Source organism: Asaia lannensis NBRC 102526, from assembly GCF_024054035.1.
In the GTDB taxonomy this organism is placed as follows: domain Bacteria; phylum Pseudomonadota; class Alphaproteobacteria; order Acetobacterales; family Acetobacteraceae; genus Asaia; species Asaia lannensis.
Genome location: NZ_JAMXQU010000002.1, coordinates 261,112 through 277,144 on the forward strand (window position 1 = coordinate 261,112; position 16,033 = coordinate 277,144).

21 protein-coding genes are annotated in these 16,033 nt (G+C 60.7%); 6 read left to right on the forward strand and 15 right to left on the reverse strand.

Going from position 1 to position 16,033, the window contains the following annotated elements:
- Positions 1 to 3 precede the first annotated feature (3 nt).
- A complete protein-coding gene (rpoN, locus tag NF685_RS03705) occupies positions 4 to 1,431 on the forward strand; it encodes an RNA polymerase factor sigma-54 (RefSeq protein ID WP_252848650.1) in 1,428 nt (475 codons plus the stop codon).
- A 91-nt stretch (positions 1,432 to 1,522) separates the two neighbouring features.
- On the opposite strand, the gene NF685_RS03710 is transcribed toward rpoN, so the two are convergent.
- The 3 genes from NF685_RS03710 to NF685_RS03720 all read right to left on the reverse strand — a co-directional run bounded on the left by NF685_RS03710 (position 1,523) and on the right by NF685_RS03720 (position 2,852).
- Positions 1,523 to 1,879, reverse strand: coding sequence for a RidA family protein (locus NF685_RS03710; protein ID WP_222547864.1), 357 nt, complete (start codon positions 1,877 to 1,879; stop codon positions 1,523 to 1,525).
- Position 1,880: 1 nt separating this feature from the next.
- On the reverse strand, positions 1,881 to 2,135 hold the full coding sequence (locus tag NF685_RS03715; RefSeq protein ID WP_222547865.1) for a DUF1150 family protein: 255 nt from the start codon (positions 2,133 to 2,135) through the stop codon (positions 1,881 to 1,883).
- Positions 2,136 to 2,354: 219 nt separating this feature from the next.
- On the reverse strand, positions 2,355 to 2,852 hold the full coding sequence (locus NF685_RS03720) for an Hsp20 family protein (protein ID WP_222547866.1): 498 nt from the start codon (positions 2,850 to 2,852) through the stop codon (positions 2,355 to 2,357).
- A gap of 188 nt (positions 2,853 to 3,040) precedes the next feature.
- Here NF685_RS03720 and def point away from each other — a divergent pair, with 188 nt between their 5' ends.
- The 3 genes from def to truA are packed head-to-tail and all read left to right on the forward strand — an operon-like array spanning position 3,041 to position 5,313.
- Positions 3,041 to 3,586, forward strand: a complete 546-nt coding sequence (gene def / locus NF685_RS03725) for a peptide deformylase (protein ID WP_252848651.1) — start codon at positions 3,041 to 3,043, stop codon at positions 3,584 to 3,586.
- Between the two features lie 3 nt (positions 3,587 to 3,589).
- Positions 3,590 to 4,528, forward strand: coding sequence for a methionyl-tRNA formyltransferase (gene fmt / locus NF685_RS03730; RefSeq protein ID WP_252848652.1), 939 nt, complete (start codon positions 3,590 to 3,592; stop codon positions 4,526 to 4,528).
- Positions 4,525 to 5,313, forward strand: a complete 789-nt coding sequence (gene truA, locus NF685_RS03735; protein WP_252848653.1) for a tRNA pseudouridine(38-40) synthase TruA — start codon at positions 4,525 to 4,527, stop codon at positions 5,311 to 5,313. The genes fmt and truA overlap by 4 nt, the downstream gene beginning before the upstream one ends.
- Positions 5,314 to 5,409: 96 nt before the next feature.
- Here truA and NF685_RS03740 read toward each other — a convergent pair whose 3' ends face one another.
- Genes NF685_RS03740 through dapD form a run of 3 tightly spaced genes read right to left on the reverse strand, consistent with a single transcriptional unit; the run spans position 5,410 to position 7,999 of the window.
- Complete coding sequence (locus NF685_RS03740; RefSeq protein WP_222547870.1) at positions 5,410 to 6,039, reverse strand: hypothetical protein; 630 nt, start codon at positions 6,037 to 6,039, stop codon at positions 5,410 to 5,412.
- The gene (gene dapE / locus NF685_RS03745; protein ID WP_252848817.1) at positions 6,036 to 7,172 is read right to left on the reverse strand and encodes a succinyl-diaminopimelate desuccinylase; all 1,137 of its coding nucleotides are present in this window, start codon (positions 7,170 to 7,172) and stop codon (positions 6,036 to 6,038) included. The genes NF685_RS03740 and dapE overlap by 4 nt, the downstream gene beginning before the upstream one ends.
- Entirely contained in the window at positions 7,169 to 7,999 is an 831-nt protein-coding gene (gene dapD / locus NF685_RS03750) for a 2,3,4,5-tetrahydropyridine-2,6-dicarboxylate N-succinyltransferase (protein ID WP_222547871.1), read from the reverse strand. Before dapD ends, dapE begins: the two co-directional genes overlap by 4 nt.
- Positions 8,000 to 8,207: 208 nt before the next feature.
- On the opposite strand from dapD, the gene NF685_RS03755 reads away from it, so the two are divergent.
- A complete protein-coding gene (locus NF685_RS03755) occupies positions 8,208 to 9,236 on the forward strand; it encodes a GGDEF domain-containing protein (RefSeq protein ID WP_222547872.1) in 1,029 nt (342 codons plus the stop codon).
- Here NF685_RS03755 and argB read toward each other — a convergent pair whose 3' ends face one another.
- From argB to rpmH, 6 genes are all read right to left on the reverse strand, one after another.
- Positions 9,237 to 10,160, reverse strand: coding sequence for an acetylglutamate kinase (argB, locus tag NF685_RS03760; RefSeq protein ID WP_252848654.1), 924 nt, complete (start codon positions 10,158 to 10,160; stop codon positions 9,237 to 9,239). It abuts the gene before it with no gap.
- Positions 10,157 to 10,834 carry a ribosome biogenesis GTP-binding protein YihA/YsxC gene (gene yihA / locus NF685_RS03765; protein ID WP_252848655.1) on the reverse strand — a complete coding sequence of 226 codons (678 nt, stop codon included), beginning with the start codon at positions 10,832 to 10,834 and terminating at the stop codon, positions 10,157 to 10,159. The genes argB and yihA overlap by 4 nt, the downstream gene beginning before the upstream one ends.
- Positions 10,831 to 12,597, reverse strand: a complete 1,767-nt coding sequence (gene yidC, locus NF685_RS03770) for a membrane protein insertase YidC (RefSeq protein ID WP_252848656.1) — start codon at positions 12,595 to 12,597, stop codon at positions 10,831 to 10,833. The genes yihA and yidC overlap by 4 nt, the downstream gene beginning before the upstream one ends.
- A gap of 138 nt (positions 12,598 to 12,735) precedes the next feature.
- Entirely contained in the window at positions 12,736 to 12,969 is a 234-nt protein-coding gene (gene yidD / locus NF685_RS03775) for a membrane protein insertion efficiency factor YidD (protein WP_304501042.1), read from the reverse strand.
- The gene (gene rnpA, locus NF685_RS03780) at positions 12,966 to 13,307 is read right to left on the reverse strand and encodes a ribonuclease P protein component (RefSeq protein WP_252848657.1); all 342 of its coding nucleotides are present in this window, start codon (positions 13,305 to 13,307) and stop codon (positions 12,966 to 12,968) included. The genes yidD and rnpA overlap by 4 nt, the downstream gene beginning before the upstream one ends.
- Positions 13,308 to 13,314: 7 nt before the next feature.
- Positions 13,315 to 13,449: a 50S ribosomal protein L34 gene (gene rpmH, locus NF685_RS03785; protein ID WP_023978518.1), complete on the reverse strand. Its 135-nt coding sequence runs from the start codon at positions 13,447 to 13,449 to the stop codon at positions 13,315 to 13,317.
- A gap of 148 nt (positions 13,450 to 13,597) precedes the next feature.
- Between rpmH and NF685_RS03790 the strand changes: the two genes are divergently transcribed.
- Entirely contained in the window at positions 13,598 to 13,810 is a 213-nt protein-coding gene (locus NF685_RS03790) for a hypothetical protein (RefSeq protein ID WP_252848658.1), read from the forward strand.
- Positions 13,811 to 13,855: 45 nt separating this feature from the next.
- Here NF685_RS03790 and gloA read toward each other — a convergent pair whose 3' ends face one another.
- From gloA to lpxA, 3 genes are all read right to left on the reverse strand, one after another.
- Positions 13,856 to 14,251 (reverse strand): lactoylglutathione lyase, encoded by a 396-nt coding sequence (gene gloA / locus NF685_RS03795; RefSeq protein ID WP_222547877.1) that lies wholly within the window; start codon positions 14,249 to 14,251, stop codon positions 13,856 to 13,858.
- Between the two features lie 65 nt (positions 14,252 to 14,316).
- Positions 14,317 to 15,174, reverse strand: coding sequence for an LpxI family protein (locus NF685_RS03800; RefSeq protein WP_252848659.1), 858 nt, complete (start codon positions 15,172 to 15,174; stop codon positions 14,317 to 14,319).
- Entirely contained in the window at positions 15,171 to 16,022 is an 852-nt protein-coding gene (gene lpxA / locus NF685_RS03805; protein WP_222547879.1) for an acyl-ACP--UDP-N-acetylglucosamine O-acyltransferase, read from the reverse strand. Before lpxA ends, NF685_RS03800 begins: the two co-directional genes overlap by 4 nt.
- Positions 16,023 to 16,033 lie beyond the last annotated feature (11 nt).

Here is a 16,033-nt window from a genome sequence, read left to right on the forward strand (position 1 = left end):
ACTGTGACGCGCCTTTCCCTTCAGGCGCGTCAGACCACCGGTCTGGTCATGACGGCGGAGCTGCAACAGGCGATCGGCCTGCTGCAGCTTTCCAATCAGGAATTACTTACCGAACTGACTGCACTGGCTGAGGCCAACCCGCTTCTGGTGGTCGGCCCTTCCGATGGTGAGGCAGCCTCGCCCGAAAGCCCCCTTGCCTACGCAGAGGAGATGCGTGGCGAGGATTTGCCCGATGATCTCACGCGCGACGAGTCCGACTGGCGTGAGGCCTCTGCCTGGGAGGACGACCCTCTGCTCCGTCACGGCACCTGTGACAGCGAGGAGGCGGAACATCAGGACCCGGCTTCACGCCCCGAATCGGGAACCGGCCTGTTTCTCGAACAGATCCGCTTCGCTTTTACCGATGAAACGGATCGCGCGATCGCTCTGGCATTGCTGGAGGCTCTGGATGAGACGGGCCGACTGGATACGACAATCGCCCAGCTTGCCGGAACGCTGCGCGTATCGCCCACGCGTATCGATAGCGTGCGAAGCCGGATGCTCGCTTTCGAACCGCCGGGCTGCTTTGCGTTCACGCTGGCAGAGTGTCTTGCGGCGCAGTTTCGAGCGCGCAACCGTTATGACCCGGCGGTCGCGACGATGCTCGATCATCTCGACTGGCTGGCACGTGGCGAGCATGAGAAACTGCGCAAGGCATGTGGGCTCGATGCGCAGGATTATGCCGAGCTTCTGCGGGAGTTGCGCAGTTGCGACCCGCGTCCAGGGACAGGACTTGGCCCACACACGCCCGAGGCCGAGCCGGATCTCTTTATCCATCAGACGCGCGATGGTCCCGTCGTGACACTCAACCAAGCAACATGGCCGAGCCTGACCGTTGACGAGCGCCTGTACCAGCGCCTGATGCAGGCGGATGCGCAGGCGCGGTCATGGACGGATGAAAAACATGCGCAGGCGCGCAGCATCCTGCGTGCTGTCGAGCAACGGGCGCGCTCGCTTCTTCTGGTCTGTCAGGCTATCGCAACGCATCAGAGCGGCTTCCTGTCGGACGGGGCATCCTGCCTGCGCCCCCTGACACTATCGCAGGTTGCAATGTCGACAGGGCTGCATGAAAGCACCGTGAGCCGTGTGACGGCAACACGCAGCATCGGAACGCCTCTGGGCGTGCTACCCCTTCGTCGCTTCTTCTCGACAGGTCTTGGAGAGAGTCAGGATCAGACGAGCGCTGAAAGCGTCAGGAGCCGCATCAGACAGATCATCTCGACCGAGACAGGAGAAGCGATCATGTCGGACGAAGCCATCACGCAGCAGCTACAGGAGAGTGGCATCGCCATTCAGCGCCGCACGGTCGCAAAGTATCGCGAGGCGCTCGGTATAGCCGGATCGGCGCAGCGCCGACGGGAGTTCAGAATGAAATCCCGACTGACTGGCTGATCACCCCTGAGAGGGCGGGCATGCCCCGCGGACACGTCCGGCGGATACGAAAGGCAGCTGCCTGAGAGGCGTCCCGCCGAGGCAAGCGCGATCAGATGGCAGCGATGGCCGTAATCTCGACCGACCAGTCCGGGTTGACGAGCCTCGCCTCGACGGTCGCGCGCGCAGGCTTATGGTCGTGATCCATCCACGCATCCCAGGCACGGTTCATCGAGTCGATCTCGGTGATGTCGGTCATGAAGATCTGAACGGAGAGCAGACGGGTCTTGTCTGTACCTGCCTCGGCCAGCAGCGCATCGATCTGACGCAGGATATCCGCCGTCTGCCCCTCTGTATCCAGAGAGGCATCGTCGGCAACCTGCCCGGCGAGATAAAGCGTGTTGCCGTGCCGAACCGCGCCACTCAGGCGATGCTCTTCAGCAAAACGCTGGATATCGGCACCGGTCATATCAGTGCACCCATGCCGGGATCATCTCATGATCCACAATCGCCTCGAATGCGCTCGAACGGTCTTCGGCCAGCGCCATGGGGGTGCCATCGGCAGCGTGGATCGCAAAAGCGGCCTCGCCCTCGTACATAACGGGTTTCACATAAGCCACATGGCTCATGCCGAATTCCTTGAGGTCCTGATGGGACATGCGGCGCAGATCGGCAACGGGCGCCACTCCGGGGCTCTTTTCGGCATCGCGAACGGTTTTTCTCATAAAATACTCTCTTTCTCGCACGCAACAGGGCGGTCGGCACCCGCTGCGGCAGTCTTGTCGATGATATCGCGTCGGTGAGGTCTCACAGTCATGACACACAACACATCCGGCATGATCGCCCTGCGAAATGCGCCCAGAGCCCGGACGAATTCATGTTTCCGCCCGATCCTGTTTCCCGTGTGACCTCACTCCCTGCGCCGCTTTACGCCCAATCCTCGCTCATTCGTCGTCGAGGTCGCGTATGGCCCGCGTACGGCGGGGTTTGGGGACCTCGATATGGGTCGCACGCGGAACGGTATGATCGCGTCGGCCCGAGCTGATCTCGATGCGCTTGACCCTCACCTCGGGCTGAGGGCGGAACAGGTCGATATGCAACAGGCCGTTATCGAGCCACGCCTCGCCAATCTCGATATTCTCTGCCAGAACGAACGCCTTCTGGAACTGTCGGGCAGCAATGCCGCGATGCAGGAAAACGCGCCCCTGACTGTCATCGGTCTGGCGCCCGCGGATCACAAGCTGGTTGTCTTCCTGCGTGATATGCAGATCGTCCATGACGAAGCCGGCAACGGCAAGCGTGATGCGCAGTGTCGTCTGGTTAAGCTGTTCGATATTATAGGGCGGGTATCCGTCCGAAGCCGTTTTGGAGGCCCGTTCGAGCATTTGTTCGAGGTGGTCGAAACCGAGAAACATGGGTGACGTAAACAGACGGCCTGACATGAAGCCTCCTCATGGAGCGAGACGGTAAAGCGATCGAGCCCATTGAGCGGCACAGGATCGTGTGTCCGATATGGTCATGTTTTCAGCCAGGTGCAAGCGATGCAGGGGCATGCAAAGGTGGTTCTTTAGGCAATTGCCCAGGTTTTGAACTGGTTTTCCGTTGGGCGACCGATTACATCCGCATCATCATGACAGCGCTCTCCTTTCTTGCGGACATCGATTCCGTTGCCCCCACGCCGATCCTCGTTGCGCCCCAGCCCGTGCTGCGCGCCGTAGCCCGCGAGGTCACACCCGATGACATGGCGCTGGTGAAGTCTCACCTGCCGGGCATGTTCTCCGCGATGTACAAAGCACCGGGGATCGGTCTTGCCGCACCGCAAATCGGTCTCGGACTGCGTTTTGCCCTGGTTGACGTCGCCGATGAAGGCGAACGCAACCCGATGGTGCTGATCAATCCGGAGATCATCGAGGAATCCGAACAGCTTGCCGCGCGCGAGGAAGGCTGCCTCTCCCTGCCCAACCAGTATGCCGAGGTCATCCGCCCGCTCAGCGTGCGCATGCGTTATCGCACGATCGAGGGGACAGTCGAGGAAATGGAAGCCGACGATCTGCTCGCAACCTGCCTGCAACACGAGATCGATCATCTCGATGGCATCCTGTTCGTCGACCATCTGTCAAAGCTCAAGCGCAACATGATCATGCGTCGCCTCGCCAAGGAACAGAAAGGCCGCTGAACCATGCGTGTGGTTTTCATGGGAACACCGGACTTCTCGGTTCCCGTTCTGGAAGCCCTGCGTCAGGCCGGGCATGACATCGTACAGGTCTACACCCAGCCCCCGCGCCCTGCCGGGCGCGGCAAGGCCCTGCGCCCCTCCCCCGTGCAGAACGCTGCGGAACAGGCCGGAATTCCCGTACGCTCACCGGTGCGAATCAGAAACAATGAGGACGAGCTCGCATTTTTCGAGTCCCTCAAGCCGGATATCGCCATCGTCGTGGCATACGGGCTCATCCTGCCCCAGCGCATGCTCGATGCCCCTGCACTGGGCTGTCTGAACATCCATGCAAGCCTCTTGCCGCGCTGGCGCGGCGCGTCACCGATCCAGTCCGCCATACTGGCGGGTGACAGACGCTCGGGTGTGGCGATCATGCAGATGGATGCCGGGCTGGATACAGGCGATGTTCTTGCCGAAGCCGCCATCGATCTTGCCGCCGACGAAACGGCGTCGTCCCTTCATGACCGGCTGAGCCTGCTCGGAGCGGAGCTACTGATCGAGACCCTGACACGGCCCTTCGCTCCTGTGCCGCAGCCGGACCAGGGTGTGACTTACGCGGAAAAACTGACGCGTGAGACGGGGCGTATCGACTGGTCGCGCCCCGCGGCAGAAATCGACAGGCAGATACGTGGGCTCACACCGTGGCCCGGGGCATTCACCACGCAGGACGGCGTCGTGATCAAGATCGGTGAAGCGCGCCTTGTTCCCATGGCTGCAAATGACGCCGCAGACGCGCTTCCCGCAGGCACTGCGTGTGACGATGCTCTTACAATCCGTTGCGGCAAGAATGCGATCCAGATCCTGCGTCTGCAACGTCCCGGCAAGGCCATGATGTCTGCCTCGGACTATCTGCGCGGCACGCCCGTGCCGAAAGGGACCGCTTTCGGGGGCGCGTCACGATGAACGATGGACCGGCCAGCTTCTATCGTCGCTGGGCGCTGAAAATCGAATATGACGGTACCGGCCTTGTAGGCTGGCAGCGGCAGAATAACGGCCTGTCCGTTCAGGAACTGCTTGAAGAGGCGGCCTCGCGTCTCGTGGGCGATGCGCCGGTGATGAGTGCTACGGCAGGTCGTACCGATGCCGGCGTCCATGCTTCTGCCATGGTCGTACAGCTCGACCTGCCGGACGATCCCCGTCTCGATGCCAGACAGATACGCGATGGCATCAGCTTTCATCTCAAGCCGCATCGTGTTGCCATTTGCGCAGCCGTCGCAGCCCCTGAGAACTGGCATGCCCGGTTCTCTGCCATATCGCGTCGCTATTGCTACACGATCCTCAATCGCCCGACACGTCCAGTGCTCGATCTCAACCATGTCTGGCATGTCAAACGCCCCCTCGACGCCAGCGCCATGCATGAGGCGGGGCAGAGCCTTCTGGGACGGCACGATTTCTCTTCGTTCAGAGCCGCGTCATGCCAGGCGAGCGGGCCCATCCGAACGCTCGACAGACTGGATGTTGCAAGAGACGGCGATCACATACGTATTGATGTTGAGGCGCGCTCATTCCTGCACCATCAGGTGCGCAACCTTGCAGGGTCGCTGCAACTGGTCGGCAGCGGGCAATGGCCGGTTGCGAAACTGAAAGAGGTACTGGACGCCTGCGACCGTCGTCTGGCAGGCCCTACGGCACCGCCGGAAGGACTGTGCCTCACCCATGTCGGCTATCCGGAAGATCCATTCGTCTGAGGCCATCGCGCCCCAGACAGGCCAGACAGACGAGTAGATCCGTATGGAAAGCAAGGCTTGTGGAAGGCACCGTGCTACGGCACCTTCCCGGTGGTCTCAGGGCTTGGGCAGAGGCCCCATAAGCTCCTTGAGCGCGTTGTAATGCGGCGGCAGAAGCAATGCGATCAGGTAGAGCGAGGCCACTGCAAGGTTGATGACAATCACCAGCACTGCCGACTTGCCGCCACCGATGCGCAACCCGCTTTTCGCGACAAACCAGGCCAGCCAGAACTCATAGATCTCGATACCGATCATGATAACGGCCAGAGCCGGACGCGACTTCACGATGCCCGGCATAACGATCTGCGCAAAACTCAGGACGAGCAGCGACAGGATCATCGGGAGCCATGCGGCCCAGAGCTGGGCCGTCGCATAGCGCAGCCAGATCCGGTCGCGCTTCCATAATGTCGCCAGCAGCTGGGACACCACCAGACGCACCAGAAGCGCAGAGACGAGAATGAGGACCTTCGTCACCTCGGTCGCATCGTAGCCCTGTACGAATTGCGAGAGTGCAAGCACAAGGAACAGGGCCGCACTGGGCGCGATGGCGGACAAGAGGGCCTCAGGCGTGTTGCGAAACGCCGCCATTCCCTGGGCATCGCCACGTCCGAGTTGCAGGACGCCGCGCATGATACGCGCGGCAGCCGCCGAAGGTGTTTCTGTCGGTGTCGGTGATGCAGGTTTCACAATCCGAAAGCCTCAAGAAAATCGCGATAGATCCTGACGAGCGCCTCAAGATCGGCAACAGCCACGCACTCATCCGCCTTGTGCATCGTCGCACCGACAAGACCGAACTCGGCAACCGGGAAATACGAGGCGATAAACCGCGCATCCGACGTCCCGCCACCGGTATCGAGCTTCGGTTTGCGCCCCGTATGGCGCTCGATCACTTCCGAGAGGGAGGCGACCGCCTGGCCGGGTGCCGTCAGGAAAGCCTCACCGCTGATGCTGGCTTTTACATGCGCATTGGGCGCATGGCGCGCCACGCACGCCTCGATCCAGCGCACCAGCGCCTCGCCACGATGCTCGGTGTTGAACCGGATATTCAGCAGCGCGCTCGCCTTGGCAGGAATGATATTGGTTGCTGCATTGCCCACATCGACACTGACCACCTGCAGCGACGACGGGGCAAAATGCGCGTTCCCCTCATCCAGTACGCGGCCGGTCAGTTCACTGAGGATCGCAAGCAGGCGGTGAACGGGGTTATCGGCAAGATGGGGGTAAGCCACATGACCCTGAACCCCTTCCACAGTGATCCAGACATTCAGGCTACCGCGTCGGCCGATCTTGATGACCTCGCCCATCTGCGACGGGTTGGTCGGTTCGCCCAGAAGACAGAAATCGGGGCGATGCCCATGGTCCATCATCCAGAGCAGCACTTCTTTCGTGCCGAAATTGGCAGGGCCTTCCTCATCGCCTGTAATCAGGAGACTGATCGACCCTCTGAGAGGACGCTCGGCCAGCAGGGAGGCCGTAGCGGCAACAAAGGCGGCGATACCGCCCTTCATGTCTGCGATGCCGCGCCCATAGAGCATTCCGGCTTCGCTTATCCCGGCAAATGGATCATGTGCCCAGCCGGAACCGGGGGGCACCACGTCGGTATGCCCTGCGAAACACAGATGCGGCCCGTCATTGCCCAGACGCGCAAAGAGATTGGGCGTCTGGGCCCCTGCTGGCCCACGATCCACACGCTCGGTCTTGAAACCGAGCGCGCTGAGGGCGTCGGTCAGTACCGCCATGGCCCCGTCATCGGCAGGAGTCACGGATTGGCAGGCAATCAGCTTGCCTGCCAGGGTCACGACATCGATGCTCACGATCAGTCGCGCAGCAATTCGTTGATGGAGGTCTTGGAACGCGTACGCTCATCCACACGCTTGACGATCACGGCGCAGGCGAGATGCGGCGCATCGGGCGTACGACCGGGAAGTGTGCCCGGCACAACGACCGAATAGGCCGGCACGCGCCCCATGAAGATCTCGCCCGTGGCGCGGTCGACGATCTTGGTGCTGGCCCCGATGAACACACCCATGGACAGCACGGACCCGCGCTCGACCACCACGCCTTCGGCCACTTCCGAACGGGCACCGATAAAGCAGTCATCCTCGATAATGACGGGAGCGGCCTGGAGGGGTTCGAGCACGCCACCGATACCGGCACCGCCGCTGATATGCACGTTCTTGCCGATCTGGGCGCAGGAGCCGACCGTGGCCCATGTATCGACCATGGTGCCGCTATCGACACGCGCACCGACATTGACGAAGCTCGGCATCAGCACCACGCCGGGAGCGATATAGGCCGAACGACGCACGATGGCGCCGGGCACTGCGCGAAAGCCTGCCTCGGCAAAACGGAACTGGTCCCAGCCGTCGAATTTCAGCGGCACCTTGTCAAAGCCCGGCACGCCACCGCAGGCCCGCTCTGCCACGCGGCTGTCGGTGATACGGAAAGAGAGCAGAACCGCCTTCTTCAGCCACTCATGAACGACCCAGCCTTTTTCCGACGGCTCGGCAACACGCAGTCGGCCTTCATCGAGCGCAGTCAGAGCCTTTTCGATCGCTTCGCGTGCCTCGCCTTCCGTATGGGCGTTGAGCGTATCACGACGCTCCCACAGGGAGTCGATCACGGTGCGCAGATCGGAAACGGGCATTGGCGGCCATCCTTTGACAGGGTTACTCGAGTGAGCGGACCATGCTCAGGACGCATGAGGAAGTCAACGACTCTTCCTGACACGAGATGTTAAGGAGTAATTAAATACCGGCCTTTATACTCGTGCCGATCTGTTGACGGTGGCCCGGCAACGTCGGTCGGATGCCTCTGCCGGTCGTTTCCCACCTTTTTCCCTGTCAGGACAATGCATGTTGGACGCTGCTTTTTCCGGTCTCATGCACCTTGTTCGCTCTTCGTCCGACCGGGAACGCGATACAGGCTGGCGGCCCAGACACTACTCCCCCGGTCGGGAAGCTGCTTTTCTGGATAGCCTTCTTGAAACGCTCCGCTCCGCAATATCGGTCCCGGACGGGCTCAAGCGGGCTTTCGACCAGTTCTGTCAGGCCACCACGCCCGAGCGCGGGCTGATCATGAGCTCGGGTCCGCTTGTCATCCCCATCCCTACGGAACCGCAGCTGCATATCCTGCACTCCTGGCCCGTGCGCGATGGAAACATACGCAGCCGGCTTGGCGGGATACGAACGACCACCAATCTGTGCCTGCGGGCCATTGCCGAAATCAGGCACCAGGGCGAAATCGGGCTGATCGCCTATTACCCGCGCGGTTTTTCAAGGCGAGCAGCAGATTCATGCCGCCGTATTCTCAACACCCTCGTCCAGACGGCGGCCGCCATGATCGAGGTCGATCATCGCTATCGCGTTCTGTTGCGCGCCCTGCCCTTCGACCCCCTGACCCATCTGCCGGTCTGGGCCCTGTTCAAGGAAAAAGCGGAGCGTCGTTTTGCCCGACTGGATCAGGAAAGCCTTCCTGCCACGCTGATGCTGGTCTGCTTCTCGGGACTGCTTACAACACCGAGCGATATTGTGGAGGCCGAAGAGGCCGTAGAACAGATCGCCCATGTCCGCGATGCGATCAATTTCCTGCAAAGAGCCATACGACCGACCGATCTGATCGGACAACTCGACCGCGAAAGCTATGTACTCTGGCTGGATGGCGGTGACCGTTTTGCATCAGTCGAACGCGCCGAGATGATCTGCAAGCGCAGATACATGTGTTCAGCGGGGGCCAATCCGCTCGTCTCGGTCAAGATCGGCCTCGTCACACGCGAACCGGGCTCGACCGACCCGCTGGATGTGTTTTTCGAGAGAGCCAGACTGGCCCTCTCGATTGCACAGGAAGACGGGGTCGACTGGCACTTCGCCCATGAGAGCGCGTAATCAGGACGCGCGTATCAGCGTCCCCGAGCCCTTGTGGGTGAAGAGTTCGAGCAGGCAGGCATGAGGAACGCGTCCATCGAGAATGACCGCAGCGCTCGCCCCGGCCTTGACCGCAGCAAGGCAGGTCTCGACCTTGGGTATCATACCACCTGAAATCGAACCGTCGGCAATGCGTCGGCGCGCCTCATCGGCGGTCAGTTCGGGGATGAGCTTGCCATTTTCGTCGAGAACGCCCGCGACATCAGTCAGCATCAGGAGACGCGATGCATTGACGCTGCCGGCGATAGCGCCCGCTGCCGTATCCGCATTGATATTATAGGTCTCGCCGTTCTCGCCCACGCCGACAGGCGCAATGACCGGAATAAGCCCCGAGCCGAGAAGAGAGAACAGCACGCGCGGGTCGATCTTGACCGGCTCACCCACAAAACCGAGATCCTGCGGTGCCTCTGCTCCGGAGCGCGCGTCGCGGCTGGTGTGCAGCAGCTTGCGCGCCTGGAGCAATCCACCGTCCTTGCCCGAAATGCCCACGGCAAGCGCACCGGCACGATTGATCAGATTGGCCACCTGCTTGTTGACGCTGCCCGACAGGACCATCTCGATCACATCGATCGCGGCCTGATCGGTCACACGCAGCCCGTCGACGAACCGGGATTCAATATTCAGACGCTTGAGCATGGCGCTGATCTGCGGGCCGCCGCCATGCACGACGATGGGATTGATACCCACGAGTTTGAGCAGGGCAATGTCACGCCCGAAGGCGCTCGACAGATGATCCTTGCCCATGGCGTTTCCGCCGTATTTCACAACGATCGTATCGCCTGCGTAGCGCCGCAGAAACGGCAGGGCACTGGCAAGGAGGGCTGCCTGCTGCTGGCCCTCGTCATTCATATCGGGGAGCGACAGCTCCGTCAGATCCTTTGTCATCCCTGCATCCCCTCCGGTGAGGTCCCGCCGATCAGCCGTGCAATCTCGGCGCGCAATGTATCGATGCCGAGGCCGGTCTCGCTGCTTGTCGTTGCGATATGCGGATAGGCGGCAGCATGTCTGGAAAGCACGGCCTGAACCTCAGCCATCTTCGCCTTGAGCTTGTTCGGCCCCATCGAATCAGCCTTGGTCAGCACGACCTGAAACAGCACTGCCGCACGGTCGAGCATTTCCATCACATCGCGATCGGCCTGTTTGAGCTCTATGCGTGAGTCCAGCAGCAGAAAAACGCGCGTCAGGGTCGGACGACCGCGCAGATAGGCAAACATCATCGTCTGCCATTCTTCCTTGACCGACTTGGCTGCCTTGGCAAAGCCATAGCCGGGCATGTCGACAAGAGCGAGACGACCGCCGAGATTGAAGAAATTGAGCTGCTTCGTCCGTCCCGGTTCCGATGAAGCGCGTGCCAGGCGGTTACGTCCCGTCAGCGCATTGATCAGGCTCGACTTTCCGACATTTGACCGTCCGGCAAAGGCGATTTCGGGGCCAGCAAGGGGGGGCAGCTGATCGAGCTTCTGCGCCCCGAAGAAAAACTCGCATTCCGACGCGAACAGCAGGCGACCGTCCTCGATCTGCTGTTCGCTGAAAACTGTCGGATCTTCTTTTTCACTCACGACTTGCTGACGGCCTTTCCGCCTTTTTTCTGGGCACGATCGATCTGGCTCTGGATCAGCTTCTGCTGACCGTAGCTGAGAACGTTGTTCCATGTGTAATAGATGATGATGCCTGCCGAGATACGTCCCAGGAAGATCGTATAGATAACCGGCATGAACTGCATGATCTTCTGCTGCGCCGGGTCCATGCTCACCATGCTCTGACGCTGCATCAGCCAGATGGTAAAGCCGAACAGGATAGGCCAGATGCCGATGTGCAGCATCTCGGGCATGAAGCTCGGGTTGAAAGGCAGCAGACCGAACAGGTTGAAGATATTGGTCGGATCGGGTGCAGAAAGGTCACGTATCCAGCCATAGAACGGTGCGTGACGCATCTCGATGGTGATGTTCAGCACCTTGTAGAGGCAGAACGCCACAGGAGCCTGAATCAGCAGCGGCAGACAGCCACCGGCCGGGTTGACACCCTCTTCCTTGTACAGCGCCATGATCTGCTGGTTCTGTGCCAGCTGATCGCCCTTGTTATGCTCGCGAATGGCCTGGATACGCGGGGCCAGCGTGCGCATACGTGCCATTGAGGCAAAGGATTTGGTCGCAAGCGGATACAGGATCAGCTTGATGATAAGCGTCAGGATCAGCAGCGCGATGCCAAAATTGCCGACATGGCTGTAAAGCCAGTGCAGCACATGGAACATCGGGCGCGTCAGGAACGCGAACCAGCCGAAATCCACTGCCTTGTAGAAATAGGGAATGTGCAGATCGTCGGTGTACTGATCGAGAAGATTGACTTCCTTCGCACCCGCAAAAACCATGCTGGTCGTCGCAACGGTCGAACCCGGCGCGATCTGGATCGGCTGGCTCGACGAGGTATCGACGATATAGGCCCCTTCCTTCGCATCCGGCACGAAGCGATAACGGACGCTCACAGCAGCTTTCTGATCGGGGATGATGGCGGTGAGCCAGTACTTGTCCGTGATCCCGGCCCAGCCGCCGACACCGTCAGCGGACCAGGCCGTGTTATCCGGCTTGGTCGCGCCCTTGCGCATCGTCTTGTAGGATTCCTCGTCCAGCCGGTTGTTCACAACCGAAAGCGGGCCTTCCTGCACAATCATGCCACCGGTCTCGACCGGCTTGTAATCGCGCTCGACGCGCTGGAACGGGGTCAGCGCCACAGGAGCGCCCGCCTTGTTCTCGACGCTCTGCGTGATGGCGAAGAGATAGCGACGGTCGAGTTTGATCTCGATTCTGAATACCAGACCCTGACCGTTATCCCATTGCATGAATACCGGATGACCGGGTGAGAGCGTCTTGTCGTCGCTCGACCAGTCCGTATTCGAATCAGGCAGTTTCAGCGTCGATCCGGCAGGAGCCTGCCACCCGAGCTGAACGAAGCTGGGCTGGGGCCCCTCGCCTGACTCGAGCAGACGCACGAGCGGCGAGTTCTTGTCCAGTGTCTCGCGATAATGGGTGAGCACCAGGTTATCGAACCGTGCGCCACGCAGATTGAACGAGCCGGTTGCATCCGGCCCCTCGATTGCGATCTGCCCAGCCGGTCCGGCCGGAACAGCGGGCCCGTTTGCAGGCGCCCCACCGGGTGCCGCGACCGGGAGCGTGGATACCTTGCCTGCCTCAGGCTTCTTGCCCTGGGTCTGCTCGGAGGTCTGGGTCTCGGCGTCCTTCTTTGCGTGCTGAGGCACGAAATAGTCGAAGCCGATCAAGATCGCGGCCGAGAGACTGGTTGCCACGAGGATGCGCTTGATATCCATCAGCCGAATGCCGGTCTTTCCATAAGGATTGAACAAAAAGATGCGACAGACAGTAAACCCTGCCATCGCAGCCGTTGAAGTGACCGAAATCCGGGCACAAAACAATAGGGCGGGACGGAATTCGATATTTTATGCCCTTCAGGGCACAGGATCGATTCCCCCGCTGCAATAGGGATGGCACCGCAACAGGCGCCGTATCGTCAGCCATGCGCCCTTGAGAATACCGTGCCGAAGCAGGGCTTCTTGCGCATAAGCACTACAGGATGGGTGGAAGCGGCAGTTATTGCCAAGCTGCGGGCTGATGTAACGCCTGTAGATATGCAGACAGATCAGAAGGCAGGAAAGCAGGGCCTTTCTGCCGAATGCGATCACAGGGCCTGCCCTTTTTTCAGAGCATGGGCAAGATCGCCTATCAGCTTGTCGAAAGGGCGACCTCTGGTCGAATCGCGTCCGATCAGAACGAGATCGACAGCGCTGAGATCGACTTCGCTGGCCACGCGGGCCAGAGCCGCCCTGAGACGGCGGCGTGTACGGTTACGCACCACGGCGTTCCCGACTTTCTTGGTAACCGTATAGCCTACGCGGGCCGGCGCTTCCTCGTCGGTCTTCAGAACCTGAAGAACGAGACCGGGTGTAGCGACTTTACGCCCCCGGCTCGCGACGCGGAGAAACTCCGGTCTTTTCCGGAGCTTGGAAGGCTGGCCCGCCAAATCAGGCTCAGGCCGAGAGCTTCTTGCGGCCCTTGGCTCGACGGTTGTTGATGACGCGACGGCCACCGACGGTTTCCATACGGGCGCGGAAGCCGTGGCGACGCTTGCGGACGAGCTTGGACGGTTGGTAAGTACGCTTCATGGCGTCATTCCTCAAGGCAATGAATGATGGTGAAGCGTCTTGCACCTCACCCTGACAAGAAGACGACACGAGCTGACGCCATCTTCCTCTGTGCGCGGGCTTTTACGGTCCTGGAACCGCCCTGTCAATCAAATCAAGGAGTCCGTCCATGACGGTCGAAAACGATCCGGCAGATCATGACGCCGAAACGAGACTGAAGACCCTGCGTCACGATCTGCGCAACGATCTGGCAACGGCACTTCTGGCTGCCGATCTTCTGGCTGCCAGCAAGGACGAAACCGTCAAACGCCACGCAGGTACAATTGTCGCAGCGCTTGAAAAAGCCACCCAGCGACTCAAGCGATCGAAACAGGGTCACTAGGCAGGAGATCTGCCCGGGGCGGAACCCGGGCAGATGCATTCAGGATCAGAAGCTGTCTTTCTGTATGATCTCGATCTTGTAGCCGTCGGGATCTTCCACAAAAGCGATGATCGTCGTGCCGAACTTTACCGGCCCCGCCTCGCGCGTAACCTTGCCACCGGCGCCGCGCACGGTCTCGACCGTCTTGGCCGCATCAGGCACGCCGATTGCAAAATGACCGAAACCGGTGCCGAGTTCATAAGGGGTTTTCTGATCCCAGTTATAGGTCAGCTCGATTTCAGCCTCGCCATGGGCGTTGTCGTTAAAGCCCATGTAAACAAGGGTGTATCGGCCATCGGGCACTTCGCGCCGGCGGATTTCACGCATGCCGAGCACCTTGTAGAAAGCGACACTCCGGTCGAGGTCGTAAACACGAATCATCGTGTGCATATAGGTTGCCATGGGCTTTCTCCTGGAAAATGGGGGCATTGCCGTACCCCGTGACCTGTGAAGGTCGATATACCGGATCAGTCGGCGATATGCAGGGGGTCGCCCGCCACTTCCGCACTGCTCAGTCCGTAGAGAAACAGCCCTGACCGGTCGGCGGTTTCTTCGCATTCTTCCGGATCGGTCAGAAGTGTTCCGCCGGTTTCGAAAGCGATGCCGCGCAAGCCTGCTGCGGCCGCATTGAGAACGGTCTGCGGACCGATCGTCGGCATATCGGCGCGTTTTTCCTGACCGGGCTTGAGCATCTTGATCAGAACGCCCCCCGGCCCCGGCTGACGCAACCCCGATGCACGCGCCAGCATGGCATCTGTGCCCTCGATGGCTTCCACAGCCAGAACGAGACTGTCCTGCACAACGCAACCCTGCCCGATATCCAGCGCGCCCAGACCGCGAATGACGGCAACGCCGCGTGCGATATCACTCCGCGCAAGATCGTCCGGAGAGAAACGACCGAGTGCTCCAAGGCGTCCGAGCGAGCGGGTCAGAAACTCATGCGCCCCACGCACCCTGAAGCCTTCTTCACCAAAGATTCGAACGAGCGCTCCGAGCAGTCCATCATCGCCGGAGAACAACGCACGCCCCACACGCGCCAGAAGTCTGGTCCCTTCCGCATCGGGACGCAGATCGCGCAGGGCCGGTCGTTTGACAGGCCCGATGAGAACGATGTCGCGACATCCTGCCTCGCGCAGCGCACGCAGAATCTCGCCTGCAGCAGCGAGACGAACGATTCTGTGCGGCCAGCCCCCGATAAGGGACTGATCGACAAAGTCCTGGAATCCTATGATGAAAACGTCGCCGCCCTGACGGCGTACTGCCTCGGCCACCTGAGAAGGGAGCGGGCCGCCCCCTGCCAGTATCCCGACAGGGGTGCGTGTCACGCGCCCTCCGTCTCGGCGGAAAGCTGTGACGGGCTGGCAGCGCGCACAAGCCCACGTCGGCTCTGCACTTCCATGAAAGCGATGATTTCCTGAATACGCGCGCTGTCGGGGAAATCGCGTTTGACCATTGCCAGGCGCGCTTCAAGAACGGCCTCGTGCTTGCCCGTACGCGGGTACAGAATGCGAAATGCGCGACGCATCTGCTGGATCTCTTCGGCACTTACGCCCTGTCGGCGCAGCCAGATCCAGTGTAACCCCACTAGACGTGCACGATTGCCGAGCACGCTGCCATAGGGAATGACATCGGCTTCCACGCCACATACACCACCCACCAGCGCCCCACGGCCGATACGAACGAACTGATGCAGCGCCGCGGCACCCATAATGCGCGCGCCATCGCCAATCTCGACATGGCCACCCATGACGACATTATTGACGATAATCACCCCGTCGCCGATGAGGCAGTCATGGGCAACATGCGCATTGGCCATGATCAGGCAATGCGCGCCGACCTTCGTCAAAGCCGTGCCCTGCGCCGTGCCACGGTGAATGGTCACGTTCTCACGAATGACCGTATGTTCCCCGACAACGCAGCGCGTCGGCTCTCCCTTGTATTTGAGATCCTGAGGCGCAAGACCGACGGTGACGAACGGATAGATTTCGACCTGAGCGCCGATATCCGTCAGGCCATCGATAATGACGCTGGCGTGAAGACGCACACCATCACCAAGCGAGACATCGGGACCGACCGAGCACCAGGGCCCGATCGTGACATTCTCGCCTAATGTCGCTTCAGGAGCGACAAGAGCGCTGGGATGGATGCTGACGCTGCTGGGCCATTTTGACACGGGACGATCCA

What these genes read in the sequence shown, in the direction of transcription:
- NF685_RS03710 (WP_222547864.1), bottom strand. Translation starts at nt 1,879, where the DNA reads ATGACCGGTGCCGATATCCAGCGTTTTGCTGAAGAGCATCGCCTGAGT.
- fmt (WP_252848652.1), top strand. Translation starts at nt 3,590, where the DNA reads ATGCGTGTGGTTTTCATGGGAACACCGGACTTCTCGGTTCCCGTTCTG.
- yidC (WP_252848656.1), bottom strand. Translation starts at nt 12,597, where the DNA reads ATGGATATCAAGCGCATCCTCGTGGCAACCAGTCTCTCGGCCGCGATC.
- NF685_RS03790 (WP_252848658.1), top strand. Translation starts at nt 13,598, where the DNA reads ATGACGGTCGAAAACGATCCGGCAGATCATGACGCCGAAACGAGACTG.
- def (WP_252848651.1), top strand. Translation starts at nt 3,041, where the DNA reads ATGACAGCGCTCTCCTTTCTTGCGGACATCGATTCCGTTGCCCCCACG.
- gloA (WP_222547877.1), bottom strand. Translation starts at nt 14,251, where the DNA reads ATGGCAACCTATATGCACACGATGATTCGTGTTTACGACCTCGACCGG.
- NF685_RS03715 (WP_222547865.1), bottom strand. Translation starts at nt 2,135, where the DNA reads ATGAGAAAAACCGTTCGCGATGCCGAAAAGAGCCCCGGAGTGGCGCCC.
- NF685_RS03720 (WP_222547866.1), bottom strand. Translation starts at nt 2,852, where the DNA reads ATGTCAGGCCGTCTGTTTACGTCACCCATGTTTCTCGGTTTCGACCAC.
- rpmH (WP_023978518.1), bottom strand. Translation starts at nt 13,449, where the DNA reads ATGAAGCGTACTTACCAACCGTCCAAGCTCGTCCGCAAGCGTCGCCAC.
- NF685_RS03755 (WP_222547872.1), top strand. Translation starts at nt 8,208, where the DNA reads ATGTTGGACGCTGCTTTTTCCGGTCTCATGCACCTTGTTCGCTCTTCG.
- truA (WP_252848653.1), top strand. Translation starts at nt 4,525, where the DNA reads ATGAACGATGGACCGGCCAGCTTCTATCGTCGCTGGGCGCTGAAAATC.
- dapD (WP_222547871.1), bottom strand. Translation starts at nt 7,999, where the DNA reads ATGCCCGTTTCCGATCTGCGCACCGTGATCGACTCCCTGTGGGAGCGT.
- argB (WP_252848654.1), bottom strand. Translation starts at nt 10,160, where the DNA reads ATGACAAAGGATCTGACGGAGCTGTCGCTCCCCGATATGAATGACGAG.